The 24,933-nt window shown below is 72.5% G+C and carries 22 protein-coding genes; 11 read left to right on the top strand and 11 right to left on the bottom strand.

Annotated elements, in window-relative coordinates:
• Nucleotides 1-15: 15 nt before the first annotated feature.
• A complete protein-coding gene (locus C4J65_RS01290; protein ID WP_115740667.1) occupies nucleotides 16-1,263 on the top strand; it encodes a glycosyl hydrolase in 1,248 nt (415 codons plus the stop codon).
• Nucleotides 1,264-1,396: 133 nt separating this feature from the next.
• Nucleotides 1,397-4,420: a glycoside hydrolase family 38 C-terminal domain-containing protein gene (locus C4J65_RS01285; protein WP_115740666.1), complete on the top strand. Its 3,024-nt coding sequence runs from the start codon at nucleotides 1,397-1,399 to the stop codon at nucleotides 4,418-4,420.
• A gap of 18 nt (nucleotides 4,421-4,438) precedes the next feature.
• On the opposite strand, the gene C4J65_RS01280 is transcribed toward C4J65_RS01285, so the two are convergent.
• Nucleotides 4,439-5,851 (bottom strand): lipase maturation factor family protein, encoded by a 1,413-nt coding sequence (locus C4J65_RS01280; RefSeq protein WP_115740665.1) that lies wholly within the window; start codon nucleotides 5,849-5,851, stop codon nucleotides 4,439-4,441.
• A 123-nt stretch (nucleotides 5,852-5,974) separates the two neighbouring features.
• Between C4J65_RS01280 and C4J65_RS01275 the strand changes: the two genes are divergently transcribed.
• Nucleotides 5,975-8,065 carry a SpoIIE family protein phosphatase gene (locus tag C4J65_RS01275; protein ID WP_115740664.1) on the top strand — a complete coding sequence of 697 codons (2,091 nt, stop codon included), beginning with the start codon at nucleotides 5,975-5,977 and terminating at the stop codon, nucleotides 8,063-8,065.
• A gap of 40 nt (nucleotides 8,066-8,105) precedes the next feature.
• Nucleotides 8,106-8,969 carry a DNA-formamidopyrimidine glycosylase family protein gene (locus tag C4J65_RS01270; protein WP_115740663.1) on the top strand — a complete coding sequence of 288 codons (864 nt, stop codon included), beginning with the start codon at nucleotides 8,106-8,108 and terminating at the stop codon, nucleotides 8,967-8,969.
• Nucleotides 8,970-9,006: 37 nt separating this feature from the next.
• On the opposite strand, the gene C4J65_RS01265 is transcribed toward C4J65_RS01270, so the two are convergent.
• The 3 genes from C4J65_RS01265 to C4J65_RS01255 all read right to left on the bottom strand — a co-directional run bounded on the left by C4J65_RS01265 (nucleotide 9,007) and on the right by C4J65_RS01255 (nucleotide 11,086).
• Complete coding sequence (locus C4J65_RS01265; protein WP_115740662.1) at nucleotides 9,007-9,657, bottom strand: zf-HC2 domain-containing protein; 651 nt, start codon at nucleotides 9,655-9,657, stop codon at nucleotides 9,007-9,009.
• Between the two features lie 217 nt (nucleotides 9,658-9,874).
• The gene (locus tag C4J65_RS01260) at nucleotides 9,875-10,390 is read right to left on the bottom strand and encodes a hypothetical protein (protein WP_115740661.1); all 516 of its coding nucleotides are present in this window, start codon (nucleotides 10,388-10,390) and stop codon (nucleotides 9,875-9,877) included.
• Nucleotides 10,391-10,531: 141 nt separating this feature from the next.
• Nucleotides 10,532-11,086: a sigma-70 family RNA polymerase sigma factor gene (locus tag C4J65_RS01255; RefSeq protein ID WP_115746246.1), complete on the bottom strand. Its 555-nt coding sequence runs from the start codon at nucleotides 11,084-11,086 to the stop codon at nucleotides 10,532-10,534.
• A gap of 252 nt (nucleotides 11,087-11,338) precedes the next feature.
• Here C4J65_RS01255 and C4J65_RS01250 point away from each other — a divergent pair, with 252 nt between their 5' ends.
• A complete protein-coding gene (locus C4J65_RS01250) occupies nucleotides 11,339-12,493 on the top strand; it encodes a CapA family protein (RefSeq protein ID WP_115740660.1) in 1,155 nt (384 codons plus the stop codon).
• A gap of 1 nt (nucleotide 12,494) precedes the next feature.
• On the opposite strand, the gene C4J65_RS01245 is transcribed toward C4J65_RS01250, so the two are convergent.
• Nucleotides 12,495-12,968: a MarR family transcriptional regulator gene (locus C4J65_RS01245; RefSeq protein WP_115740659.1), complete on the bottom strand. Its 474-nt coding sequence runs from the start codon at nucleotides 12,966-12,968 to the stop codon at nucleotides 12,495-12,497.
• 57 nt (nucleotides 12,969-13,025) lie between these two features.
• On the opposite strand from C4J65_RS01245, the gene C4J65_RS01240 reads away from it, so the two are divergent.
• Nucleotides 13,026-13,841 carry an alpha/beta hydrolase gene (locus C4J65_RS01240; protein WP_162832964.1) on the top strand — a complete coding sequence of 272 codons (816 nt, stop codon included), beginning with the start codon at nucleotides 13,026-13,028 and terminating at the stop codon, nucleotides 13,839-13,841.
• Here C4J65_RS01240 and C4J65_RS01235 read toward each other — a convergent pair.
• Nucleotides 13,838-15,244 (bottom strand): amino acid permease, encoded by a 1,407-nt coding sequence (locus C4J65_RS01235; protein ID WP_115740657.1) that lies wholly within the window; start codon nucleotides 15,242-15,244, stop codon nucleotides 13,838-13,840. The two genes, C4J65_RS01240 and C4J65_RS01235, sit on opposite strands and share 4 nt — an antisense overlap.
• Before the next feature lie 120 nt (nucleotides 15,245-15,364).
• On the bottom strand, nucleotides 15,365-15,826 hold the full coding sequence (locus C4J65_RS01230; protein WP_115740656.1) for a universal stress protein: 462 nt from the start codon (nucleotides 15,824-15,826) through the stop codon (nucleotides 15,365-15,367).
• A gap of 110 nt (nucleotides 15,827-15,936) precedes the next feature.
• On the opposite strand from C4J65_RS01230, the gene C4J65_RS01225 reads away from it, so the two are divergent.
• The gene (locus tag C4J65_RS01225) at nucleotides 15,937-16,776 is read left to right on the top strand and encodes a polysaccharide deacetylase family protein (protein WP_115740655.1); all 840 of its coding nucleotides are present in this window, start codon (nucleotides 15,937-15,939) and stop codon (nucleotides 16,774-16,776) included.
• Between the two features lie 31 nt (nucleotides 16,777-16,807).
• Here C4J65_RS01225 and C4J65_RS01220 read toward each other — a convergent pair whose 3' ends face one another.
• Nucleotides 16,808-17,473 (bottom strand): class F sortase, encoded by a 666-nt coding sequence (locus tag C4J65_RS01220; protein ID WP_115740654.1) that lies wholly within the window; start codon nucleotides 17,471-17,473, stop codon nucleotides 16,808-16,810.
• 330 nt (nucleotides 17,474-17,803) lie between these two features.
• Here C4J65_RS01220 and C4J65_RS01215 point away from each other — a divergent pair, with 330 nt between their 5' ends.
• Nucleotides 17,804-18,298: a hypothetical protein gene (locus C4J65_RS01215; RefSeq protein ID WP_016325544.1), complete on the top strand. Its 495-nt coding sequence runs from the start codon at nucleotides 17,804-17,806 to the stop codon at nucleotides 18,296-18,298.
• A gap of 92 nt (nucleotides 18,299-18,390) precedes the next feature.
• On the opposite strand, the gene C4J65_RS01210 is transcribed toward C4J65_RS01215, so the two are convergent.
• From C4J65_RS01210 to C4J65_RS37000, 3 genes are all read right to left on the bottom strand, one after another.
• The gene (locus C4J65_RS01210) at nucleotides 18,391-18,909 is read right to left on the bottom strand and encodes a hypothetical protein (RefSeq protein ID WP_115740653.1); all 519 of its coding nucleotides are present in this window, start codon (nucleotides 18,907-18,909) and stop codon (nucleotides 18,391-18,393) included.
• Between the two features lie 215 nt (nucleotides 18,910-19,124).
• Nucleotides 19,125-19,889 (bottom strand): DUF4239 domain-containing protein, encoded by a 765-nt coding sequence (locus C4J65_RS01205; RefSeq protein WP_115740652.1) that lies wholly within the window; start codon nucleotides 19,887-19,889, stop codon nucleotides 19,125-19,127.
• A 16-nt stretch (nucleotides 19,890-19,905) separates the two neighbouring features.
• Entirely contained in the window at nucleotides 19,906-20,037 is a 132-nt protein-coding gene (locus tag C4J65_RS37000) for a hypothetical protein (protein ID WP_016325543.1), read from the bottom strand.
• A 757-nt stretch (nucleotides 20,038-20,794) separates the two neighbouring features.
• On the opposite strand from C4J65_RS37000, the gene C4J65_RS01195 reads away from it, so the two are divergent.
• The 3 genes from C4J65_RS01195 (at nucleotide 20,795) to rmdA (ending at nucleotide 24,922) form a co-directional block, all read left to right on the top strand.
• Nucleotides 20,795-21,742 carry an SCO0930 family lipoprotein gene (locus tag C4J65_RS01195; RefSeq protein ID WP_115740651.1) on the top strand — a complete coding sequence of 316 codons (948 nt, stop codon included), beginning with the start codon at nucleotides 20,795-20,797 and terminating at the stop codon, nucleotides 21,740-21,742.
• Nucleotides 21,743-21,968: 226 nt separating this feature from the next.
• Complete coding sequence (locus C4J65_RS01190; protein WP_115740650.1) at nucleotides 21,969-22,781, top strand: SAM-dependent methyltransferase; 813 nt, start codon at nucleotides 21,969-21,971, stop codon at nucleotides 22,779-22,781.
• Nucleotides 22,778-24,922 carry a cyclic Di-GMP phosphodiesterase RmdA gene (rmdA, locus tag C4J65_RS01185; RefSeq protein WP_115740649.1) on the top strand — a complete coding sequence of 715 codons (2,145 nt, stop codon included), beginning with the start codon at nucleotides 22,778-22,780 and terminating at the stop codon, nucleotides 24,920-24,922. Before C4J65_RS01190 ends, rmdA begins: the two co-directional genes overlap by 4 nt.
• The last annotated feature ends 11 nt before the right edge of the window (nucleotides 24,923-24,933 follow it).

Raw genomic sequence — 24,933 nt, 5'->3', positions numbered from 1 at the left:
TCACAAGGACACCGCATGCCTTCTGCCGTGCGCTTCGGCGTCAACTACACCCCGAGCGTGGGGTGGTTCCACCACTGGCTCGACTTCGACCTCGACTCCGTACGCGCCGACCTGGACTCCATCGCCGCGCTGGACGTGGACCACGTCCGCGTCTTCCCGCTGTGGCCGTACTTCCAGCCCAACCGCACCCTGATCCGCGAGCGCGCGGTGGAGCACCTGGTGGCGCTGGCCGACGCGGCCGGCGAACGCGGCCTCGACGTCAACGTGGACGGCCTCCAGGGCCATCTGAGCAGCTTCGACTACGTGCCCGCCTGGACCCGCACCTGGCACCGGCGCAACCTGTTCACCGACCCGGAGGTCATCGACGGCCAGGCCGCCTACCTGCGCACCCTCGCCGCCGCCCTGGCCGGCCGCGCCAACTTCCTCGGCATGACCCTCGGCAACGAGGTCAACCAGTTCTCCGCCGGCCCCCACCCCGACCCGGACCGCGCCACCAGCGCCCAGATCGACGCCTGGCTGGAGCGGATGCTGGCCGCCTGCGAGGAGGGCGCCCCGGGCCGCATGCACCTGCACGCCGAGTACGACGCCACCTGGTACCAGGACGACCAGCCCTTCACCCCGGCCCAGGCCGCCCGGCAGGGTGCCGTCACGGCGGTGCACTCCTGGGTCTTCAACGGCACCGCCCAGCGCCACGGCCGCGCCTCCGTGCCCAGCGAGCACCACGCCGCCTACCTGATCGAGCTGAGCAAGGCCTGGGCCGACGACCCGCATCGCCCGGTCTGGCTCCAGGAGGTCGGCGCCCCCGCACCCCTGGTCCCCGCCGAGCACGCCGCCGCCTTCACCGAGGCGACCGTCGAGAACGCCCTGGACTGCCCCGACCTGTGGGGCGTCACCTGGTGGTGCTCCCACGACGTGTCCCGGGCGCTGGCCGACTTCCCGGAGCTGGAGTACGGGCTCGGGCTCCTCACCAACGACCGGCGCCCCAAGGACACGGCACGGGTGCTGGCGAGCGCGGCGCGCGCGGCCCGGGACGGAGCCCGCCCCGCCCCCGCCCCGCGCACCACGGCCCTCGCCGTTCCGGCCGACCCCGCAGCGCGCTCGGCCTGCGCCCCCGGCGGTGCCGTCTTCGACGCCTTCTTCCGGCTGGTCGCCGACGGCGCCCGTCCCACCACCGTCCTCGACACGCGCGCAGCGGACCCCGCGCACCTCGCGGCCCGCGGCATCACCGAGGTCGTCACCCCCGACCAGGTCCCCGCCCCGTGACCCCCGCCCCGCGCGGCGGAACGAGGGCGCCGCACGATTCGAAGCGCGTCCCGCTGGGGAGCTGTACCTGACGTCGGTCCCCGCCCCCGCGACCCACCCCGGCACCACCCGCCCCCGACCCCGGAGCACCCGCATGCATGACGACCGCAGCCTGGTCGAAGCCCGTCTCAAGCGTGTCCTCGACGAGCGCGTCCGCCCCGCCCTCTACCCCGAGTCCGTACCGCTGGACGTGGCGGTCTGGCACGCGCCGGGCGAGCCCGTCCCGGTCGAGGAGGCACTCGCCGCCGAACCGCGTCCCATCGAGGTCGGCGCCCGCTGGGGCGCGCCCTGGGGCACCAGCTGGTTCCGCGTCACCGGCACCGTGCCGAAGGAGTGGGCCGGCCGGACCGTCGAGGCCGTCCTCGACCTCGGCTTCGACGAGAACATGCCCGGCTTCCAGTGCGAGGGCCTGGTCTACCGCCCCGACGGCACCCCCGTGAAGGGCCTCAACCCGCGCAACCAGTGGGTGCGGATCGGCGCCCCCGTCGAGGGCGGCGAGGAGGTCCGCCTGCACGTCGAGGCGGCCTCCAACCCCGTCATCCTCGACTACCACCCCTTCGTGCCCACCCAGCTCGGCGACAAGGACACCGCGGGCAGCGAACCGCAGTACACACTCGCCCGCATGGATCTCGCCGTCCTCGACGAGACGGTGTGGAACCTGGTGCTCGACCTGGAGGTGCTCGGCGAGCTGATGGCCGAGCTGCCCGTGGAGTCACCGCGCCGCTGGGAGATCCTGCGCGCCGTCGACAAGGCACTGGACGCCATCGACCTCCAGGACGTCAACGGCACGGCGGAGCAGGCGCGTTCCCGCCTGACCGAGGTGCTGTCGGCCCCCGCCGTCCCCTCCGCGCACCGCATCAGCGCCGTCGGGCACGCGCACATCGACTCGGCCTGGTTGTGGCCGCTGCGCGAGACCGTCCGCAAGGTGGCCCGCACCACCTCCAACATGACCGCGCTGCTGGAGGACGAGCCCGACTTCGTCTTCGCCATGTCCCAGGCCCAGCAGTGGGCGTGGGTGCGCGACCACCGGCCCGAGGTGTGGGCGCGGGTCAAGAAGGCCGTGGCCGACGGGCGCTTCGTGCCGGCCGGCGGCATGTGGGTGGAGTCGGACACCAACATGCCCGGCTCGGAGGCGATGGCCCGCCAGTTCGTGCACGGCAAGCGGTTCTTCCTCGACGAGTTCGGCGTCGAGAACGACGAGGCGTGGCTGCCGGACACCTTCGGCTTCGCGGCGGGCCTCCCGCAGATCATCAAGGCGGCCGGCGCCAAGTACCTGCTGACGCAGAAGATCTCCTGGTCGCAGACGAACAAGTTCCCGCACCACACCTTCCGCTGGGAGGGCATCGACGGCACCCGGATCTTCACCCACTTCCCGCCCGTCGACACCTACAACTGCTCCATGAAGGGCAGCGAGATCGCCCACGCGGCGAGGAACTTCAAGGACAAGGGCGTCGCCCGGCACTCCCTCGCCCCCACCGGCTGGGGCGACGGAGGCGGCGGCACCACCCGCGAGATGGTCGCCAAGGCGGCCCGGCTGCGGAACCTCGAAGGCTCGGCCACCGTCGAGTGGGAGACCCCGCACGCCTTCTTCGAGAAGGCCGAGGCCGAGAACCCCGCCCCGCCGGTCTGGGTCGGCGAGCTGTACCTCGAACTGCACCGCGCCACCCTCACCAGCCAGGCCAGGACCAAGCAGGGCAACCGCCACAGCGAACACCTCCTGCGCGAGGCCGAGCTGTGGGCGGCCACGGCCGCCGTGCGCGCCGGGTTCCCCTACCCGTACGACGACCTGGACCGCATCTGGAAGACGGTCCTGCTGCACCAGTTCCACGACATCCTGCCCGGCTCCTCCATCGCCTGGGTGCACCGCGAGGCCCGCGCCACCTACGACCGCGTCGCCGAGGAGCTGAACGGCATCATCGACGCCGCCCAGCGTGCCCTGGCCGGCGAGGGCGACACCCCGCTGGTCTTCAACTCCGCCCCGCACGCGCGGGCCGGGGTCCCGGCGGGCGCCGCCGCGTCCCCCGCCCCCGAGGGCCGGACCAGCCTGACTTCCCGCCCCGGCGGCGGCCACGTCCTGGACAACGGCCTGCTGCGCGTCGGGATCGACGACCGAGGGCTGGTCGTCTCGGCGTACGACCTCGCCGCCGACCGCGAGACGATCGCGCCGGGCGGGGCGGGCAACCTGCTCCAGCTCCACCCGGACTTCCCGAACATGTGGGACGCCTGGGACGTCGACGAGTTCTACCGCAACACGGTCACCGACCTCACCGACGCCGACGAGGTCGTCCCCGGCGAGGACGGCGCGTCGGTGCGGATCGTCCGCTCCTTCGGCTCCTCCCGCGTCACCCAGGTGCTGACCCTGGCGCCGGGGGAGCGACGGCTGGAGGTGTACACCGAGGTCGACTGGCACGAGACGGAGAAGTTCCTCAAGCTCGCCTTCCCGCTCGACGTGCACGCCGAACGGTACGCGTCGGAGACCCAGTTCGGGCACTTCCACCGGCCCACCCACACCAACACCAGCTGGGAGGCCGCCAAGTTCGAGGCCTGCAACCACCGCTTCGTGCACCTGGAGGAGCCCGGCTGGGGCGTCGCCGTCGTCAACGACTCGACGTACGGACACGACGTCACCCGCACCGTCCGCACCGACGGCGACTCCGGTACGACCACCACGGTACGGGTCTCCCTGCTGCGCGCCCCGCGCTTCCCCGACCCCGAGACCGACCAGGGCGTGCACCGGTTCCGGCACGCGCTGGTGCCGGGCGCGGGCATCGGCGACGCCGTGCGCGAGGGCTGGCGGATCAACCTGCCCGAGCGGCGTGTCACGGGCGGCGCCGGGGAGGTCGCGCCGCTCGTCACGGTGGACCGGGACGCGGTCGTCGTCACCGCCGTCAAGCTCGCCGACGACGGCAGCGGCGACGTCGTCCTCCGCTTCCACGAGGCCCACGGCGGCCGGGCCCGCGCCACGCTCACCACCGGGTTCGCGGCCACCGACGTCCAGGTGACCGACCTGCTGGAGCGCCCGCTGGCGGACGCGGAGGCCCCGCGGGCGGACGGCGACCGGATCACCGTACGGCTGCGGCCGTTCCAGTTGATGACCCTGCGGCTGAAGCGCGCGTAGCGCCTCGGCCGACCCGGCTCACCCGGAGGCGGTGAGCCGGGTCGGCGGCAGGTACTCCCGGACATACGTCCGCTCCCAGCACGCGCCCGTCTCCCGCAGCTCCCGCCAGGTCGTGTACCGGTAGCGGAACAGCCGGGCCCGCACGAAGCGCGGCGGCGCGTTGGGCGGGAACGGGGAGTGGCGCAGCAGCCGCAGCGTGGCGCGGTCGTTCTCCAGCAGCCGTTCCACCAGGGTGCCGAACCACGATCCGGCGTACGAGGGCGACAACGCGGCGAACCACATCAGCCAGTCCAGGCGAAGGTGGTACGGCGCGAACTGGCGCGGCCACCGGCGCGGGTCGCCGGGTTTCCCCTTGAACTCGTACTCCCGCCAGTCGCCGTCCTTCCTGGCGACCTCGTCGGCGGTGCCCTCGATCACCACCTCGTAGCGGACCCGGCTGACGGAGCCGAAGGCGCCGTAGGTGTTGACCAGGTGGAGCGAGTCGAAGGAGCGGTTCATCACCTGGCGGCGGGAGATCATGTTGCGCACCGGCCGGTGGCTCAGGAACACCAGCAGCGCCGTCACCGCCAGGACCACGGCCTCGTACCAGCGCGGCGCGGCGCCCACGGAAGGGGCATCGGCCGGGAAGCGGACCACCGACAGGGCCAGCACGATGGTGACCCAGTTGAGCCAGGAGAAGTTGCCCGAGAGCACCAGCCACAGCTGGGTGGCGATCATCAGCGCCGCGGCGGCCGTCGACACGGGGTGCGGGGCGAACAACAGGAAGGGCAGCACCAGCTGCGTGACGTGGTTCGCGGCGACCTCGACACGGTGCAGGGGCCCAGGGAGGTGGTGGAAGAACCAGCTCAGCGGGCCCGGCATCGGCTGGGTCTCGTGGTGGTGGTCCAGGCAGGTCAGTTTCCGCCAGCACTCGTCGCCGCGCATCTTGATCAGCCCCGCCCCGAACTCCACCCGGAACAGCAGCCAGCGCAGCAGGAACAGCACCACGACCGGCGGCGCCACCTCCTCGTTGCCCAGGAACACGGCGACGAAGCCCGTCTCCAGCAGCAGCGACTCCCAGCCGAACGAGTACCAGGTCTGTCCGACGTTGACGATCGACAGGTACAGCGCCCACGGCACCAGCCACAGCAGCATCGCCCCCCACAGCGGCAGCAGCGAGTCGAGCCCGGCCACCAGCGCCGCCGACACCGCGCAGCCCGCCCAGGCGCAGCCCGCGAAGAGCCGGTCCGAGTAGCGCCACTGGAACAGGCTCGGCGCCCGCCGGAACGGCACCCGCTCGACGAAGCGGGGCACGGGCGTCAGACCGCGCTCGCCGAGCAGCGCCCGGAACTGCAGGGCGGCCGTCAGGAACGCGACCAGGTAGACGACGGCCAGGGCCCGCTGGAAGACCAGCCGGGCAAGCCAGTAGTCGGGTGCGGTGAACCACTCCACGGCCGGGCTCCTCTCGTACCTGCTCCGGGTACCCCCGGTCGGCCACCGGCCCCCTCCGGACCCTTTCCCCTGTCCGGCGACCAGGAGTCGAAGATTCCGACAAATCCTGGCAAGGTGGGGTCCATGTCTGATCGGGGAGCGAGCGCCCCGTCACTCCCGGACGACTGGCCCGCCCACCCGGACCCGATCCTGGCGCTCAACCGCATGGGCAGTTTCGACTGGGACCTGGACGCCGGGCTGTTCCACATGGACGCCCAGGCCCACGAGGTGTTCGACCTGCGCCCGGAGGAGTACGACGGGCGCCCCGAGTCGCTGTCGCTGCGCGTGCCCACGGCGGAGAGCCGCCGTATGGACGCCATCGTCGCCCAGGCCATGAAGGACGGCAGCGAGAACTACGGCACCTACTTCCGCCTGCGCCGGCGTGACGGCACCCTGCGCTGGACCCGCACCCAGGGCTACATCCGCCGCGACGAGACCGGCCGCCCGCGCCGGATCATCGGCATCGTCCGCGACGCCACCCAGGAGATGGCCGAGACCGCGGCCAGCCGCGACCAGGCCGTGCAGGACGAGGCCCGCCGCCGGCTCACCAACGTCGTCCAGCTCGCCACGGCCGCCCTCGCGCACGCCCGCACGGTGGACGACGTCATCGAGGTGCTGCGCGACACCCACGGACTCACCCGGCTGGGCGCCACCAGCCTGGTGATGGGCCTGGTCGAGGCCGGTCGCATCCGGCTGGTCGCCGACGGCCCGGAGAACAGCTTCATCCCCGGGACCCGGGTCACCCGGATCGACGAGCCGTACCCGATGAGCGAGGCCGTACGGACCCTCAGTCCCCGTTTCATCGAGTCGCCCGAGGAGTTCGCGGAGCGCTACCCCGGACTGTGGAAGGACATCACCCACCTCGACATCACCGCGGCCGCCTATCTGCCCCTGATCGCCCAGGCCCGGCCGATCGGCGCCATCGGGCTGCTCTACAGCGACCGGCACGGCTTCTCCCCGGAGGACCGCAATGTGCTGGTCGCGCTCGGCAGCGGCATCGCGCAGAGCCTCCAGCGGGCCATGCTCTACGAGCAGGAGATGGACCTCGCCGAGGGACTCCAGCAGGCCATGCTGCCGCGCACCATCCCCAGCGTCCCCGGCTGCGACGTCGCCGTCCGCTACCGCGCGGCGTCCATCGGCGGCGCGCTCGGCCGGGACATCGGCGGCGACTGGTACGACCTGATCCCGCTGCCCGGCGGCCGCGTCGGCGCCGTCATCGGCGACGTCCAGGGCCACGACACGCACGCCGCCGCCGTCATGGGCCAGCTGCGCATCGTGCTGCGCGCCTACGCCGCCGAGGGCCACCCGCCGGCCACCGTGATGGCCCGGGCCTCCGTCTTCCTGCACGAGCTGGACACCGACCGCTTCGCGACCTGCCTCTACGCGGAGGCCGACCTGGGCACCGGAGTGGTCCAGGTGGTCCGTGCCGGACACATCGACCCGCTGCTGCGCTTCGGGGACGGCAGCTGCCGCCTGGTGCGCGTCGAGGGCGGGCTGCCGCTCGGCCTGTCCGCCGAGTTCGGGCGCCTCGCCTACCCGGTCGCCACCCTGGAGCTGGACCCGGGCAACACCCTGCTGCTGTGCACCGACGGTCTGGTCGAGCAGCCCGGCGCGGACCTCGACGAGGGCATGGACGTCCTCACCGCGCTGATCACCTCCGGGCCGCAGGACGTGCGGGACCTGGCCGACCGCCTGATCGACGTGGTCGACGAGCGGCGCGGCGACGACGACGTCGCGCTGCTGGTGCTGCGCCGGCACGGCCTGGGCGCCCCGCGGACCTTCGGCCGGGTGCAGCAGCACGTCTCCCCGGGCGACCCGGAGGGACTCACCGAGGCCCGGCACATGATCCGCGCCGCGGTCCGGTCCTGGGGCGCCCGGGGCCAGAGCGACGAGATCGAACTGGTCGCCGACGAGCTGACGACCAACGCCCTCATGCACACCGAGGGCTCGGCGGTCGTCACCCTGCGGCTGCTCACCGGAACGGACCGGCGGCTGCGGGTCGAGGTCGAGGACTCCTCCAGCGCCCTGCCGCGCCGCCGGGAGGCCGGGGCCGACGGGGTGTCCGGACGGGGGCTGCTCCTGGTCGACACGCTCGCCGACGAGTGGGGGGTGGAGGCACGCGGCGGCGGCAAGGTCGTCTGGGCGGAGTTCGTGGTGGCGCACGGGGCGGGCTGAACCCGCTGGCGCCGTCGGTGGCCGGTGGCACTCTGGACGTATGCCAGAACTGCCCGAGGTCGAGGCGCTCCGCGACTTCCTGACCGAACACCTCACCGGCCGCGAGATCGTCCGGGTCCTGCCCGTGGCGATCAGCGTCCTGAAGACGTACGACCCCCCGCTCACGGCGCTGGAGGGCCACCGGGTGGCGGCCGTGCACCGCCACGGCAAGTTCCTCGACGTCGAGACGGCCGGCGGCCCGCACCTGGTGACCCATCTGGCCCGGGCCGGCTGGCTGCACTGGAAGGACAGCCTGCCCAGCGGCCTGCCCAAGCCCGGAAAGGGCCCGCTCGCGCTGCGGGTCGCCCTGGAGACCGGTGCGGGCTTCGACCTGACGGAGGCGGGCACGCAGAAGCGGCTCGCGGTCCACGTCGTGGCCGACCCGCGGCAGGTGCCGGGCGTGGCACGGCTCGGACCCGACCCGCTCGCCGACGACTTCGACGAGGCACGCTTCGCCGCCCTCCTCGAGGGTGAGCGGCGGCAGCTCAAGGGCGCGCTGCGCGACCAGAGCCTGATCGCGGGCGTGGGCAACGCGTACAGCGACGAGATCCTGCACGCCGCGAAGATGTCCCCGTTCAAACTGGCCGCCTCCCTGACCGACGAGGAGACCGCCCGCCTGTACGCGGCCCTGCGCGGCACGCTCACCGAGGCCGTGGAACGCTCCCGGGGCATCGCCGCCGGACGCCTGAAGGCCGAGAAGAGGAGCGGGCTGCGGGTCCATGGCCGCACCGGAGAGCCCTGTCCGGTGTGCGGCGACACCGTCCGCGAGGTCTCCTTCAGCGACTCCTCGCTCCAGTACTGCCCGACCTGCCAGACCGGCGGCAAACCGCTGGCGGACCGCAGGATGTCCCGACTGCTGAAGTAGCGGTGGCCCCGGGGGCCGGCGGTCGCCGGAGCGGCGGTCATCCGGCCGGCAGCGTCACCAGGTGCTCGCCGTCCGCCGTGCGCACCTCGTAGCGGTCGATCTGTCCGGGGTGCAGGGCGGCCCCGCCGCGCATGATGTGCGGCCGGGTGACGTGCCCGGGGACCATCCAGCTGGTGATCGTCTGTTCGGACCCGTCGCGGCCCACGGCGACGAGCCGGCAGGAGCGCGGGCCGCCCGCGTCCTTGACCTCGAGCCGCACGTCCGTGCCCCAAATCTCGTCCTCGGCCGTGATCCGCGCCCACACCCCGGACCGGGCGTCGGTCGCGGCGACCGGCGCCGCCGGGTCGCCCTGGCTCGCGTACAGCACGGCGCCGGGCCCGGCTACGGCGCACACGACGGCGGCGGCCACGGCGTACAGCACCCGCCGCCGGCCGGCCCGCCGACGCGTGGCCACCTCGGTCAGCAGCCGGTCGAGCAGTCGCGGTCCCGGCCTGGTCAGGGGGTGGACGATACGGGGTGTCGCCTGCCGGTACAGCATCAACTGGCGGGTGGCGGGGCCGAATTCGGTCACCTGGGCCGCGCACCGGGGGCATTCCATGAGGTGGTCCTCGAAGCGGAAGGCTTCCGCCTCGTCCAGCACGCCGAGCGCATAGGCGCCGACGTCACGATGCCTCTCCAGGGACCTCATGCCGAATCCTCGTACCGTTGGGTGCGGGTGGGGTTACTCCTTGCTCCCACCCGTACGCACCCGACAGCCGAATCACTCAAGCCACCTCGGAATCGCAACCAAGGTGTTCGGAGCGGCCCGAGGCGCGGATTGGTCCGTCCCGCGGGAAAGTTCGTGAGGCCGGCCGGGGAGGCTGGAAGAGGCCGGCCGCGGAGGCTGGAAGAGCCGGCCGCGGAGGCTAGAACAGGTGGATGGCGAGGTGTCCCAGCGGCAGCCCGAGCTGCCAGGCGGGTGTCCACACCTTCGGCCCCTCGTCCTCTCCGGTCACCGGCGCACCCCCGGGCACCGCGTTCAGGTCCGGGGCGAGCAGTTCGGTGTCCTGGAGCCAGCGCCAGGCCGCCCGGGCCAGCTCCAGGTCCGGCGAGCGGCGTCCGGCGGCGAGGGCGTCGGCCGTGACCTCGGCCAGCCGTCCGTGCACCCACTCGTGCCAGGGCTGGTCGTAGGCCGTCAGGGACAGCCAGGTCTCCAGGTGGGTGACGACCCGGATGCCGCTCAGTTCGTTCTCCGTGTCGGACAGGAAGACGGTGAGCGCCAGCGCGTCGCGTCCGGCGCGGAACTCGAAGGACGTCGGCGGCATCAGGTCGCCGCTCCGCAGCAGCTCGTCGGCGATGTACTCGGCGTACAACCACGCCATGGGAACGCTCAGTTCGCCCCCGCCGGTGCCGTCCGTGCTCTCTTGACCTCTGTGCAGCATCCCTTCCTGCCTTCCTCCGGTGCGTGCGCGTCGCCCGACCCGGGTCATGGACCCCCGTCCGGAACACGGATGAGGACAGCCGACTGCTCAACCGGGGTCCTGGGCAAGGCGCTTTACGGAGGCTTGACCAAAAGGTCGGTTTCACCGCAGGTCGGCGGCGTATCCCGGTAGCACCCTGCGCATGGCGCGCAGCGCGTAGTACGCGCGGGACTTCACGGTACCGGGTGGGATGCCGAGGGCGGCCGCGGCTTCCGCCACACTCGCCCCCTGGAAGTACACCAGCACCAGGACTTCACGGTGCTCCGGAGTGAGTGTCTTCACAGCCTCCCGCACATCGAGGGCGGCGGCGGCCCGTTCGGCGTGATCCGCGCAGACGCGCGCGTTCTCCAGCACGGCGTCGCCGACCTCCGGAGGGCGCGCCTGGCGGGCGCGGCGCGCGTCGATCGCGAGCCGCCGGGCCACGGTGAGCAGCCACGGCCGTACGGAGTCGAAGTCGTCGGCGCGCAGGGCCTCGGGATGCTGCCACGCGCGGACCAGGGTCTCCTGCACCAGGTCCTCGGCGCGCTGCCGGTCGCCGTCGCTGAGCCGCAGCAGCAGCGCGAAGAGCGGCCGGCCGTGCTCGCGTTGCAGTGTGGCGAGCTCGTGCTCGGCGGTCGTCCCGTTCACTGTGTCCGTCAGGGTGATTCCGGCCGTCATGGCCGTATGGCATCGCAGGGGGCCGGGCGGGGACAGGGCGCACGCACGGGTGTGCGGCGGACGGTCGATCGCGTCGACGAACGGTTCGACGAACGGTCGGTCCGCGGTCGCCGGGGCGCCGTGCACCCGGATCGCGCCCGCCGGACGGGCTAATGGGCGTGTCGAAGCCGCCTGTGACGAGCCGTGACTCTTTACCTGTTCGTACGTAAATGTGACTTTTCATCGGTGTGTGCGACCCAGCGGAGGGAACGCATGATCACGCGCAGTCGGCAGGTGGCCCTGGCCCTGACCGCCCTCCTCACGGCGGGCGCGGCCTGCCAGGCCCGCGACCACGAACCGCCGAAGCCCCCGGCCCCGGCCCCGCCCGCCGCCGTCGAAGGCTCCTTCACCCTGGTCGCCTCCGGAGACGTGCTCCCGCACGACTCGATCATCGAGCGGGCCCGCTTCGACGCCGGCGGCTCCGGCTACGACTTCCGCCCCATGCTGGCCGGTGCCCGGCCCGTCGTCGCGCGGGCCGATCTCGCGCTGTGCCACATGGAGACCGTCTACGGCGAGAACGGCGACTACAGCGGCTACCCGCTCTTCAAGTCCCCGCCCGAGGTGGCCAAGGTGCTGGCCGCCACCGGATACGACAGCTGCTCCACCGCCTCCAACCACAGCGTCGACGACGGCGCGGACGGCATCCGCCGCACCCTGGACGCCCTCGACCGGGCCGGCGTACGGCACGCCGGGACGGCGCGCACCGAGGCCGAGGCGGACATCGCGACGGTGCTGCGTGCGGGCCGGGCCCAGGTGGCCCACCTCTCCTACACCCTCCACACCAACGGCCGGCCGCTGCCCGCGGACCAGCCCTGGGCGGTCGGTCTGATCGACGAGGCGCGCATCGTCGAGGACGCGCGGGCCGCCCGGAAGGCCGGCGCCGACGTCGTCGTCGTGTCCATGCACTGGGGCACCGAATGGCAGGACGAGCCCGACCGGGACCAGTTGGCCCTCGCCCGGAGCCTGACCGCCGCCCGGACCGGCGACCGCCCCGACATCGACCTGATCCTCGGCACCCACGCCCATGTCCCGCAGGCCTACGAGAAGGTCAACGGCACCTGGGTGGTGTACGGCATGGGGGACCAGATCGCGGGCGAGATGGTCAACAACGAGGGCGCCCGCGATCCGCGCGGCAACCAGTCGGCCATCGGCCGCTTCACCTTCGCCCCGCCCGACCGGGACGGCGAACGCTGGAAGGTGACGAAGGCCGAGTTCGTCCCGCAGCTGTTCGACGTGGACGCCGGCCGGGTGGTGAACCTCGACCGGGCGCTGGAACGGGGCGCCGAGCTGCGGGGCGTGCGCGACCGCATCCGCGACGTGGTGCTCAGCCGGGGCGCCGCCGAGGACGGGCTGCTGATGGGGAAGTAGGTCAGGCGTCGGCCACGTGGTCCAGGGCCGTCAGCATGGCGCCGAGCACCCGCAGACAGGTGGTGACGTCGGCGTCCGTGAGGCCGGGGCCGACCTCGCGCAGCAGTCGGTGTTCCCGGTCGAGGACCGCGTCGATCGTGTCCCGGCCCCGGGCGGTCAGCCGGATCAGCGAGGACCGGCGGTGCGCCGGGTTCGGGGTGCTCTCCACCAGGTCCTGGGCCGCGGCGTCGTTGACCATCCGCTGGACGAACTGACGGCTGATCGCCTGGGCCCGGCCCATCTGGGGCACGGTCATCGGCCCGCCGCGCCGCAGCATCGTCAGCACGGCGCGGACGCCCACGGACGGGCCGTCGCCGTCCAGGCCCTGCTCGACACCGCGCTGCGCGCGTCGGTAGAGGGGGCCGACCAGGTCGTACACCTCGGTGAGGCGCCGGGCGAGCGCGTCGGGGGGGAGGGGTGCGTCGATGTCGTTCACCCCGCCATCATGACACCCAGGTTGCCAAAGTCGACCTCACCTGACACCTTGGTTGTCATGAACGCTGCTTCGGACCTCCGCTTCTTCACCTCCGCCGACGGCGACCTCGCCTACCGCGACACCGGCGCGGGAGACCCGGTCGTCCTGCTGCACTCCGGGTTCACCGACCACCGGGTGTTCGACGCCCAGATCCCGGCCCTGGCCCGCGACTACCGCGTGATCGCCCCCGACGTGCGCGGACACGGCGCCTCGGCCAACGCGAGCGGGCCGTTCCGCTGGGCGGACGACCTCGCCGCGCTGCTGCGCCACCTGGACACCGGCTCGGCGGTACTCGTCGGCGTGTCCATGGGCGGGGCCATCGCCACCGACACGGTCATCGAGTACCCGGAGCTGGTCCGTGCGGTGGTCGCCTGCGGCGCGTCCACCAGCGAGTTCGAGTACACCGACCCGTGGGTGCGCCAGGTGCGGGCCGAACAGGCCGGCGCCCTCGCCGCGGGCGACGTCGAGGGCTGGCTCACCGCGTTCCTGCGCTTCGTGCCGGGGGAGCACCGCACCCTCGACGACGTCGACCCGGACGTGCTGCGCCGGGTGCGCGAGATGGCTCTCGGCACCCTCTCCAAGCACACGCCGGACGAGGAGAACCACCACGTGCCCCTGACCGGCACCTGGCCCCGGGTCCCGAAGATCGACGTCCCGGTCCTCGCCGTCAACGGCGCCCTGGACGCGCCCGATCTGATCGCGGACGCGGAACGGCTCGCCCGTACCGTCCAGGACGGCCGTTCCGTCACCGTCGAAGGGGTCGCGCACTACCCGAACATGGAGCGGCCCGAGGCGTTCACGGGCATCGTCGCCGAGTTCCTGCGCACCCTCTAACGGCGCGCCAGCTCCGACTTCCGGTACGAGTACGCGAAGTAGACCACCAGGCCGACCACGAACCACACGGCGAACCGCACCCAGGTCTGCCACTGCAGGAACGTGATCAGCCAGATCGAGAAGACGATGCCCAGCGCCGGCACGAACGGCATCCACGGGGTACGGAAGGTGCGCGGCAGCTCCGGCTGCCGGTAGCGCAGCACGATCACCGCCGCGCACACCACCACGAACGCCAGCAGGATGCCGATGTTGGTCAGCTCCGCCGCCTCGCCGATCGGCAGGAACCCGGCGATCACGGCCGACGCGACCCCGACGATCCAGGTGACCCGGGTCGGCACGTGCCGCGTCGGGTGTGTCTTGGCGAACCACTTGGGCAGCAGCCCGTCGCGCGACATGGAGAACCACACCCGGGTGACACCCAGCATGAACGTGAACATCACCGTGAGGATGCCGATGATCGCGCCCACCGCGATGATGTCGGCCAGCGAGCTGAGCCCCACCGACTTGAACGCCGTCGAGAAGCCGCTCTCCGGGTCGATCTCCTTGTAGTTCTGCATACCCGTCAGCACCAGACAGGCCGCCACGTACAGCACCATCGAGATGATCAGCGAGTAGATGATCGCCTTCGGCATGTGCCGCTGGGCGTCCTTGGACTCCTCGGCCGCCGTCGACATGGCGTCGTAGCCGAAGACCGCGAAGAACACCGTCGCCGCGCCGGTGAACGCCCCGCCGACCCCGAACGGGAAGAACGGGTGGTAGTTCGAGCTGTTGATGTGGAAGACGCCGACCCCGATCACCAGCAGCACCACCAGCACCTTCAGCACCACCACGACCATCTCGAAGCGGGCGGCGTTCCTGATGCCCAGCGTCAGCAGGTACGCGATCAGCAGGCACAGCACGGCCGCGAACAGGTCGACCTTGTGCCCGTCCCCGGTGCCCGGCGCGCCCAGCATCCAGTTCGGCAGGTCGGCCCCCATCTCGCCGACCAGGAAGCTGAAGTAGCCCGAGATGCCGATCGCGACCACCGCCACGATCGCCGTGTACTCCAGGAGCAGGTCCCACCCGATGAACCAGCCCACCAGCTCGCCCAGGACCGCGTAGCCGTAGGTGTAGGCGGAACCCGCCTTCGGGATCAGCCCGGCGAACTCGGCGTACGACAGGGCGGCCGCCGCACTCGCGACACCGGCGATGAGGAAGGAGATCAGGACCGCGGGCCCCGCCGTGCCGTTGGCGACCGTGCCGGCCAGCGTGAAGATGCCGGCCCCGATGATGCCGCCGACACCGATCGCGGTGAGCTGCCACAGCCCCAGCGAGCGCACCAGGCCCCCGCCGCTCTCCGTCTCCTCGATATGCTCGATGGGTTTGCGGCGGAGAACACCCTCACCCATGCGGAACCGGGCCATGCGCCTCACCTCTTCGTGAACGGCAAACGGCTGACGGTGGATCATGATGACGCACACAGGTCCGTGACGGAAGTCACGACGCACAAGGGTCCCAAGACGCACACACCGACCCCACCGGTGCTACGGCACCACCGTCACCGGCCAGCGCCCCGCCTTCACCAGCCGCACCGCGACCGAGCCGACGAACCGGTGACCGGCCTGCTCGGAGGCGCCGACCACCACCGCGTCCGCCTTCAGCTCGTCGGCCGTCTGCTTCAGTCCGCTGTACGGGTCGCCGCGGAACGTGTGGAACTCCCAGCGGATGTCGAATATCCCCTTCACCCGCTCGGTCGCCTCCCGGATCTGGGCGACCAGCCCCTCGGCGATCTCGTCGGTCGTCTCCGCCACCGAAGCTCCGAGCGCCGCACCACCCGCCAGCACCGGCTGCACGTACACCACGGCGAGCAGGGCGCCCTGCCGCCTGGCCATCCCCCCGGCGTAGGCCGCGGCCCGCAGCGAGGAGTCGGAGCCGTCCACGCCGACGACGATGACCTTCGGTCCGTCCGTGCCGCGTTCGAACTGATGGGAGTGCTGTTCCGTCACGCGGCGAGGCTATCGGAGTCCCCGGTGATCTTGCGCCGGGCGGGTGGTTTCATGCCGCCGCACCGGTGTTGCTCAGGTGCGGCGCACCGTGACCGGGCGACTGATGAGTCATGAAGAAGGACCAGTTGCTCACCCGCCGCACCCTGCTCACCGGCGTCGCGGCCCTGGGCGCGGCCGGCGCCGGCGGCGCACTCGCGGCGGGCCTGGGACACGGACCGTCCCGGCCGCCCGCCCCCGTACCCGCCCCGGGCCCTGTGCAGCGCAGCCCGCTCAAACCCTCCGCCTACCGGCTCCAGCCCCTGACCGGATACGGCGCACCGCGCGCCGCGCCCGGCCGGCCCCCGGTGCGCAGCGAGCCGATCCTGCGCATGACGGGCCGGGGCCGCACCATGCTGCTCACCTTCGACGACGGTCCCCACCCCGAGTACACCCCGCGGATCCTGGACACCCTGGCGAAGTACGACGTGCGGGCGACGTTCTTCGTGTGCGGGGAGATGGCGGACTACAACCGGGACCTGCTGACGCGGATGGCCGACGAGGGACACGTGGTGGGCAACCACACCTGGTCCCACCCGCTGCTGACCAAACTCACCCGGCGCCGTATCCGCTCCGAGATGGAGCGCACCAGCGAGGTCGTCGAGCAGGCCTACGGGGAGGCGCCCCGCTGGTTCCGGGCCCCGTACGGAGCGTGGAACCGGGCCGCCTTCCAGCTCGGCGCGGAACTCGGCATGGAGCCGCTCGCCTGGACCGTGGACACCCTGGACTGGACGACACCCGGCACCGGCACCATCGTCGACCGGGTCGAGGAAGGCGCGGCCCCCGGTGTCGTGGTGCTCTCGCACGACGCCGGGGGCGACCGTTCGCAGAGTGTCCGCGCCCTGCGGCGCTATCTGCCCGAGCTGCTGGACTCCGGCTACCACCTCACCGTCCCCCGACGGCGCCTGGTCTGACCGCCGCCGGGCCCGCCCGGCCGGGGCACGCTCAGCGGACCTCGACCAGGCGGGCGAAGGCGACCACGTTCCCGTCGTAGCCGTTCTGCTTGGTGAAACCGCCGCCGCAGGTGATGACCCGCAATTCGGGGCTGCCCTTCGAGCCGTAGACCCGGTCGCCGGGGAAATTGTTCTTCTCGAAGACCTCGATGCCGTAGATCTCGAAAACCGCCGTCTTTCCGTCCTGGCGGTGCACTTCCACCTTGTTTCCCTTTTTCAGGGCCCCGAGTCCGTAGAAGACGGCGGGGCCCTGCTGGTTGTCGACATGGCCGACCACGACCGCGGTGCCCTTTTCCCCCGGGGAGACCGCGCCGGTGAACCAGCCGGCCAGGTTCGGGTCCTCGGGCGGCGGCGCGTCGACCCAGCCGTCCGCGTCGAGACCGACCCCCATGACCGGCGCGTCGACCTGGATGGCGGGGATGGAGACCTGGTCGGGCACCGAATACGGCAGCGGGGTCACGCCGGCCGCGGCGCCGTCGCCGGTCGCCGCGCGGGTGTCCGACGCGGCGGCCGACGCGGGCTGCGGGGGGCCCTCGTCGAATTCCCCGGAACCGTTGCGGATGAGCGCGAGACCGGTCAGCAGAACAAGCGCTATCACGCCCCAGGGAGCGCGCTTCCTCCGCCGCTCCTCCTCTTCGGCCAACTCGGAGTCGTACATTCGCCATCCCCTCTCGACCCGGCCGTCGCCGGGTCATCCGCGCATACGAGCACGCTAAGCGCCGTGCGTGGGACCGGCGACGGGGCGGCGGCGAACGGGTGGTGCGCGCGTCCTTCCGTGCGCCATCCGGGAGATGACCGGCAAGATTTTCTGACGGGGCGTGACCTGCGGCGATATCCACTCGCGCGGTTTCGGCCCGGCAACCCGCTCACCAGGACGGACCATTCCCGAAATGCGGCTGCGGGCAGGGCAACTGAGGGTCTTTCTGGGAGGCGCTTTCTCGCCGATCGACCGGGGACGGGACCCGGGGCGTCTTCCGCGGAGGATCACATGCGCAACACTCGTGCCCTCGCGGCAGCCGGCGCCGCCGTCGCTGTCCTCGGACTGGCCGCCCCCACGGCCACCGCGGGCGGCGACCACAACCAGCCGAGCAACATCGTCGCGCTGCCCAGCGTGATCGCCCGCGGCGGCCAGATGACCGTCACGGTCGACGGCTGCCCCCAGGGCGGCACCATGACCTCGGACGCCTTCCGGACCACCCACCTGACCCCGGTCAGAGGAGCCAACGAGACGTCCAAGGGCACCGCCACCATCAAGCAGGACGCCAGGCCGGGCTCGTACGACATCACCGTCAACTGCTCGGGCCGCCGGCTGACCCGGCCGGCCGCCTTCACCGTCATCGGCGGTGTCCGCGGCGGCCTCGGCGGCAGCAGCTCCAGCGGGGCGACCCCGACGGACATCGCGATCGGCGGCGGGCTCGTCGCCGCGGCCGTCGCCGGCGGCGGACTGTTCTGGATGCGCCGCCGGTCCGAGCGGCGGATCTGACCGCGGCGCAGGACGGCAGCGGCACTTCGCCCCGGGTCCGGTGGGACCCGGGGCGAAGTGCCGCGCGCTGCGGGTGGGTCGGTGCGGATGGGTCAGGCCCGGTCCTCGCCGGAACGGCGGCGCGAGAGGTGGTAGGCGGTGCCCGCCGCCCCCACGACGAGCGCCGCGCCCAGCCCGATCTGCCTCAGGTCGAACCCCGCGACGCTGCCGCCCTGACCGGCGTGCACGCCCTTGTCGTGCCAGGGCTTCTCGGTCGGGTGGTGCGAGCCGCCGCCCGCGATCGTCAGGTCCACCGTGCCGGTCTTGTCCCGGCAGGCGAACGTCACCCGGTACACCGCCCCGCGCCGGGCGTCCCGGTCGACCCGCGCCGTGGCGGACGACTCGTCCCGGGGGATGGTGACCGTGTCGAACACCGGCGAGGTCACCGTCACCCGCCCCCGGCACCCCGCCTCGGTACGGCCCACTCCCAGCGTGACCTCGCCGCCGGGCGCCACGGTGGCGGGGCTGACGGTGAAGCCGAACGTGTTCGAGCCCACGGCCCCGGCCGGTACACAGGCGGAGAGGGCGGCGCCGCCCAGCAGTGCGACCGAGGCGAGGGGTATCGCGCGCATGGTGAATCCTCCGGGTCCCCGAGGAGCAGCGGCGGACCTGTTCCGCTCGCGCCAGGAATGCACCTCGATGTCCCGAACGCTAGGAAGCCGTGCACGTCGCCGCGATCGCAGTCGCGCGAATGGGGCAAGAGTGTGGGCCGCTCAGGGGACGGTGACGGCGAGTCGGCCGCCGCCGTCCCCGGTGTTCTGTCAGCGGGCCGGTACCCGGTGCCCGGTCAGTCCCCCGCGCCGGGGAACAGGCTCAGGAACGGGTCGGTCGACGCCGAGACCCCCCTGCTGAAGGGTGCGTCGAAGTCCCAGATCAGGAAGAGCAGGAAGGCGATCAGCGCGGAGAACAGGCCCGCGAGGACCAGTTCGCGGGTGGTGCGCCGGATCTGCAGGGCGAAGACCATCCCGATGGTGATGACGGCCCCGGCGATCAGCCCGAACCACACCACCCCGGGCATGGTCGCCCCGGTCGACTGCGCACGGGCGTTGCGGGCCTGGTCCGCGAGGGCCACCTGGTCCACGAGGGGCTGGTACGCCTGCGCCTCGAAGTCCGACCTCGGTTCGTAGTCGGTGACGTCCGCGCGGACCCGGTCGAGCAGCTCGGTGCCGCGGTCGGTCACCTCGGCGTGGTCGGCCATGGCCTTCCACTCGGTGGTGACGACGTGTCCGACATAGGCGTTGACATCCGCCCGGATGCGGTCACGGACGTCGGGCGGGTAGACCCGGGCCCGTTCCGAGATCTCGTGCAGCGCGACGGCCTCCGTCTGCACGTCGGCCTCGGCGGCGCTGCGCGCCTCCCAGACACCGGCGATGGCCAGGCCCAGCACGATGGCGTACACCACGCCGATCCACATCGTCATGTACTCGATGACGTCCGGGGTCTCGGTGATGTCCTCGTCGTCGGACGCGGTGCGGTGCCGTAGGAGGGTGATGATGACCACCACGACGCAGGCGGCCAGCATCGCGAGGGTGAGAACAAGCCATTCCGGCAAGAGAGGCCTCCAGGGATCAGCGCGCACGGAGCGCGGCGACGGCGACCACCGCGGGCACCGTGATGAGCAGGACGAAGACGAGCGGCGACGTGGTCCCGCGCGAGGAACGCTGCGGCGCCCGGGCGGCGCGGTGGCGCGGATAGTGCACCGGACTGAGCGACGGACGGGGCGTGGGCGTGACCGAGGGCGCGGGGGCGGGCGCCGCGGAACGGGCCGGCGGCGGGGTGGGAGCGGGCGTCGGCGTCGGGCTCGGCTCCGGGGCGGGCCGCGGTGGCGCCGGCCGCGGGGCGGGAGGCGGCGGTTCGGGCTCCGGCGCCGGTGGCTTCGGCGGGGGCGGCTTCGGGGCGGGCGGAGGAGTGGGCTCGGGCGGCGGAGGCGTCGGTTCGGGGTCCGGTGGGGGTGTCGGCGTCGGCGTCGGCGTTGGTGTCGGGGTCGGCCTGGGGCAGGGCGGAATGGTGGGCCAGGAAGCGCTCCCGGCGACCGCCACCGCGTCGGTGCCGTCCGGTCCGGTCGACGCGTACGCACACGCGTCGGCCCGCGCCGGGCCGACCGGTATGCCGACGAGGGTGAACGTCAACGTCACCAGGGCCAACACCCGTCCGGCAGCGGCGGATCGGGTCGGTTCGGGTCCATGCACGACGCAGATCATGAAGCCTGGCGCACCGTCCCACGCCCGAGTACCCGGTGATTGCCCCGAAGGAGGGACATGGGCCCACCAGGGGTTTGACGACGGCGGATCGGCTCGCGCCGGAGCCCGGAAACCTGTACGACGCGCCGCGTGCCGGTGGCGGACGGGAAGAAAGCCCGCGACCGGTTGAACACAACGGGCTCCCCCGTGCGTACCCAGTGTCGTGCGGTGGCCCAGCAGGGCGCCCCAACACCTTCGTGACGATCGGGGATTGACGATGAAGACCTCCTGGCGGAGCGCCTCACTCGTGGCGGGCGCCGCGGCGCTGCTGGCGCTGACGACGGCGTGCGGCCAGGACGGCGGTGGCCCCACCGGCAGCCAGAACGTGGGCGCCACGGCCGCCCCCGGCGACGTCGGCGACCTCGGCACCGGCGCCGGTGACGGACTCGGTACCGGGGCGGGCGCCGGACAGGCCTCGGCGAGCGCGCCGGAGCCGGCGGGCAAGCTGTCCGTCTCGGCGAACGCCGAGATCGGCGATCTGGTGACCGACGGAGCGGGTCGCACCCTCTACCGCTTCGACGCGGACACCGCCGAGCCGCCCAAGACCACCTGCGAGAACGACTGCGCCACCACCTGGCCGCCGGTCGCCGCGGACGACGCCCTCGCCGGCGAGGGCATCGACAAGGACCTGCTCGGCGAGGTCACCCGCCCCGACGGCACCAAGCAGCTGACGATCGGCGGCTGGCCCGCGTACCGCTACGCCAAGGACACGGCCGCCGGGGAGGTCAAGGGCCAGGGGGTCGGCAAGAAGTGGTACGCGCTGGCCGCCGACGGCAAGAAGGCCAAGGCCGAGCCGGCCGCCGGGCTGTCCACCCGCGAGGACCCGAAGCTCGGCGAGATCGTCGTCGACAAGAACGGCATGACCGTCTACCGCTTCATGAAGGACGAGGCCTGGCCGAAGCCGGTGTCGGCCTGCACCGGCGCCTGCCTGGAGAAGTGGCCGGTCGTGGCGCCCGTCGAGACGAACGACACCAAGGGCGTCGAGAAGAAGGGGCTGATGAGCTTCACCCGGCCCGACGGCGCCGCCCAGCAGACGATCGACTGCTGGCCCATCTACACCTTCGCCGGCGACAAGAAGGCCGGGGACACCAACGGTCAGGGCGTCGGCGGCACCTGGTACGCCGTCAAGCCCGACGGAAAACCGGTCGGCGCGCCGAAGAAGTAGCGACCTCCCGCCCGCCGCCCTTCGGCGTCCGACCAGCGGACCGTCCCCTCCGTGCCCACACGGCGGGGACGGTCCCGTTCGTGTGCTTTGGCATGCCTTCGCCCACGGCACGTGCCCCGGGCAGTGACCGGGAACGGACGGTCAATTTCCGTTTGGGCTCGCCCCTTTGGCGGGCGATCAGTAGCCTCAGCTCGAACACCGGATCGCCTATGCCTTGGAGAGCTAGATGGAGCGTCCCGCCTGGGCCCCTCGCAGCATCGACATCTCGGTGCCCAGCGTGTCCCGGATCTACGACTTCTACCTGGGCGGTTCGCACAACTTCGAGGTGGACCGCGAAGCGGCCCGCAGGGCCATGGAGTTCATGCCGGGGCTCCCCAAGATCATGCAGGCGAACCGGGCGTTCATGCGGCGGGCCGTGCGCTTCGCGGCCGACGAGGGCATCGACCAGTTCCTCGACATCGGCTCCGGCATCCCGACCTTCGGCAACGTGCACGAGGTGGCCGTGCGCAGCCGCCCCGGCGCCCGCGTGGTGTACGTGGACCACGACCCGGTGGCGGTCGCGCACAGCGAGGCCGTCCTGGCGGGTCACGACGACGCGGACGTCGTGGCGGGCGACCTGCTCAAGCCGCGGGAGATCCTGGCCAGTCCCCAGGTGCGGCGGCTGATCGACCTGAATCGGCCGGTCGCCCTGCTGCTGGTTGCCATACTGCACTTCGTGGAAGACGAGGACGACCCGTACGCCGCGGTGGCCGAGCTGAGCGACGCGCTCGCGCCTGGCAGCCTGCTCGTCCTCACGCACGCCTCGTACGAGGGAATCCCGCTGCCCGCCGAGCGGGCCGGGGGCGCGGTGGACGTGTACAAGGACATCCGCAATCCGCTGATCATGCGTTCGCGCGACGACATCGCGCGGTTCTTCGAGGGGTACGACATGGTGGAACCCGGACTGGTTCCGATGCCGCGCTGGAGGCCGGAGGGCGAGCCGGAGGAGGAGGACCCGTACGCGTTCTCCGGGTTCGCGGGCGTGGGGCGTACGGCGTGAGCGCGGAGCCGGACGGGCCGGAGGACAGGCTGCGGCGGTTCGCGACGATCTGGAGCCGGGCGGTGTTCCCGGTGACCTCGACGTCCTCCACCCGGCCCGAGTTCGAGGCGGAACTGCTGCCACTGGCCCGCCGGCTGAGCGACGTGCTGCGCGCCCGGAGCTTCGACGCGGAGGAGGCCAGGGCGGTCGGTGCCGCCCTCGTCGACGCGCACTGCACCGACCCGGAGGCGCTCTCCCGGACGCTGGACTGCGTCGACGCCTACCTGGTGCTCTACTGCGGCGAGGACGGCGACCCGGAGGACCTGCGGGCCCGTTCGGCGCGGCTCCAGCACGCGATGGCGGCCGGGTTCGCCGGGGCGCTGCGGGTCCGTACCCTCGCCGAGCAGGAGGCCATCGCGCAGGCCGCCCTGAAGGCGCAGGGCGTGGTGGCCGAGGCCCTGCACGCCAGCGAGGCCCGCTTCCGAGCGGTCTTCGAGGGCGCCGCCATAGGCATCGGCATCGCCGACCTGGACGGCAACGTCCTCCAGGTCAACGAGGCGTTGATGCGCATGTTCGGCATCGCCGACCCCACGCTCGGCGGTCGCCGGGCCACCGAGTGGACGCACCCCGACGACGCGCCGCAGACCTGGCGGCTCTACGACGAGCTGGTGCGCGGCGAGCGCGAGCACTACCACGTGGAGAAGGCCTTCTACCGGCCCGACGGGACGGTCCTGTGGACCAATCTCACCGTCTCCCTGCTGCGCGACGCCGACGGCACCCCGCAGTACCAGCTGGCGCTGATGGAGGACACCACCGAGCGGCGGCTGCTCAACCTGCGGCTGCGCTACGAGGCCACGCACGACGCGCTCACCGGGCTGCCCAACCGCAGCTTCTTCTTCGAACGCCTGGAGAAGGCCCTGAACGCCGGTCCAGGACAGCGCTTCGGCCTGTGCTACCTCGACCTCGACGGCTTCAAGACCGTCAACGACAGCCTCGGCCACGCGGCCGGCGACCGGCTGCTCGTGGAGGTCGCCGACCGCCTCCAGGCCTGCGCCACCGCGCCCGGCGAGATGGTCGCCCGGCTGGGCGGCGACGAGTTCGTGGCGCTGACCACCGGGCCCGACACCCGGCACGAGGTCGACGAGCTGGCCGGCCGCATCATGAACGCGCTGCTCGCCCCGGTCAGCGTCGACGGCCGTGAACTGACCGTGCGCGGCAGCATCGGCATCGTCGAGGGCCCCGCGGGGGAGCGCAGCCCGGCCGAGGTGCTGCGCAGCGCCGACATCACCATGTACCGGGCCAAGTCGGCGGGCGGCAACCGCTTCGAGCTGGCCGACCCGGAGGCCGACGCCCGCGTCATCACCCGGCACGGGCTGACCACGGCGCTGCCCGCGGCGCTGGAGCGCGGCGAGTTCTTCATCGAGTACCAGCCGCTGGTCCACCTCGGCGACGGCAGTGTGCGCGGCGCCGAGGCGCTGGTGCGCTGGCTGCACCCGCAGCACGGGGTGCTCGGCCCGGACCGGTTCATCCCGCTCGCGGAGCACACGGGGCTGATCGTGCCGCTGGGCCGCTGGGTCCTGGAGCAGTCCGTACGCCAGGCCCGCGTCTGGCGGGAGCGGTACGGCGAGGGCGGCGCCGCGGGCCCGCTGCGCATCAACGTCAACCTCTCGCCCTGCCAGCTCACCCATCCCGGCCTGGTCCAGGACACCGTGGAGATCCTGGAGCGCACCGGCGTCGCGCCCGACGCGCTGTGCCTGGAGGTCACCGAGTCGGCGCTGATCGGCGCGGACGACGACCTGCTGAAGCCGCTGCGCCGACTGGCCGAGATGGGTGTCGACATCGCCCTGGACGACTTCGGTACCGGCTACTCCAACCTCGCCAACCTGCGCCGGCTGCCGGTGAGCGTCCTCAAGCTGGACCGTTCGTTCACGCAGAGCATGCAGCAGTTCCCGGCCGACCCCGTCGACCTGAAGATCGTCGAGGGGATCGTCGCCCTGGCCCACAGCCTGGACCTCGCGGTCACCGTGGAGGGCGTGGAGACCGGCGCCCAGGCCGAGCAACTGCGCATACTGGGCTGCGACACGGCCCAGGGCTGGTACTACGCCCGCCCCGGCCCGCCGGAGCGGCTGCACGAACTGGCCCTGGTGGACGCCACCGGCTGAGCGGGACCGTC

This window comes from Streptomyces sp. CB09001 (assembly GCF_003369795.1).
Classification (GTDB): domain Bacteria; phylum Actinomycetota; class Actinomycetes; order Streptomycetales; family Streptomycetaceae; genus Streptomyces.
The sequence above is the reverse complement of the archived record's forward strand: the minus strand, read 5'-3'. Positions and strand labels throughout refer to the sequence as shown.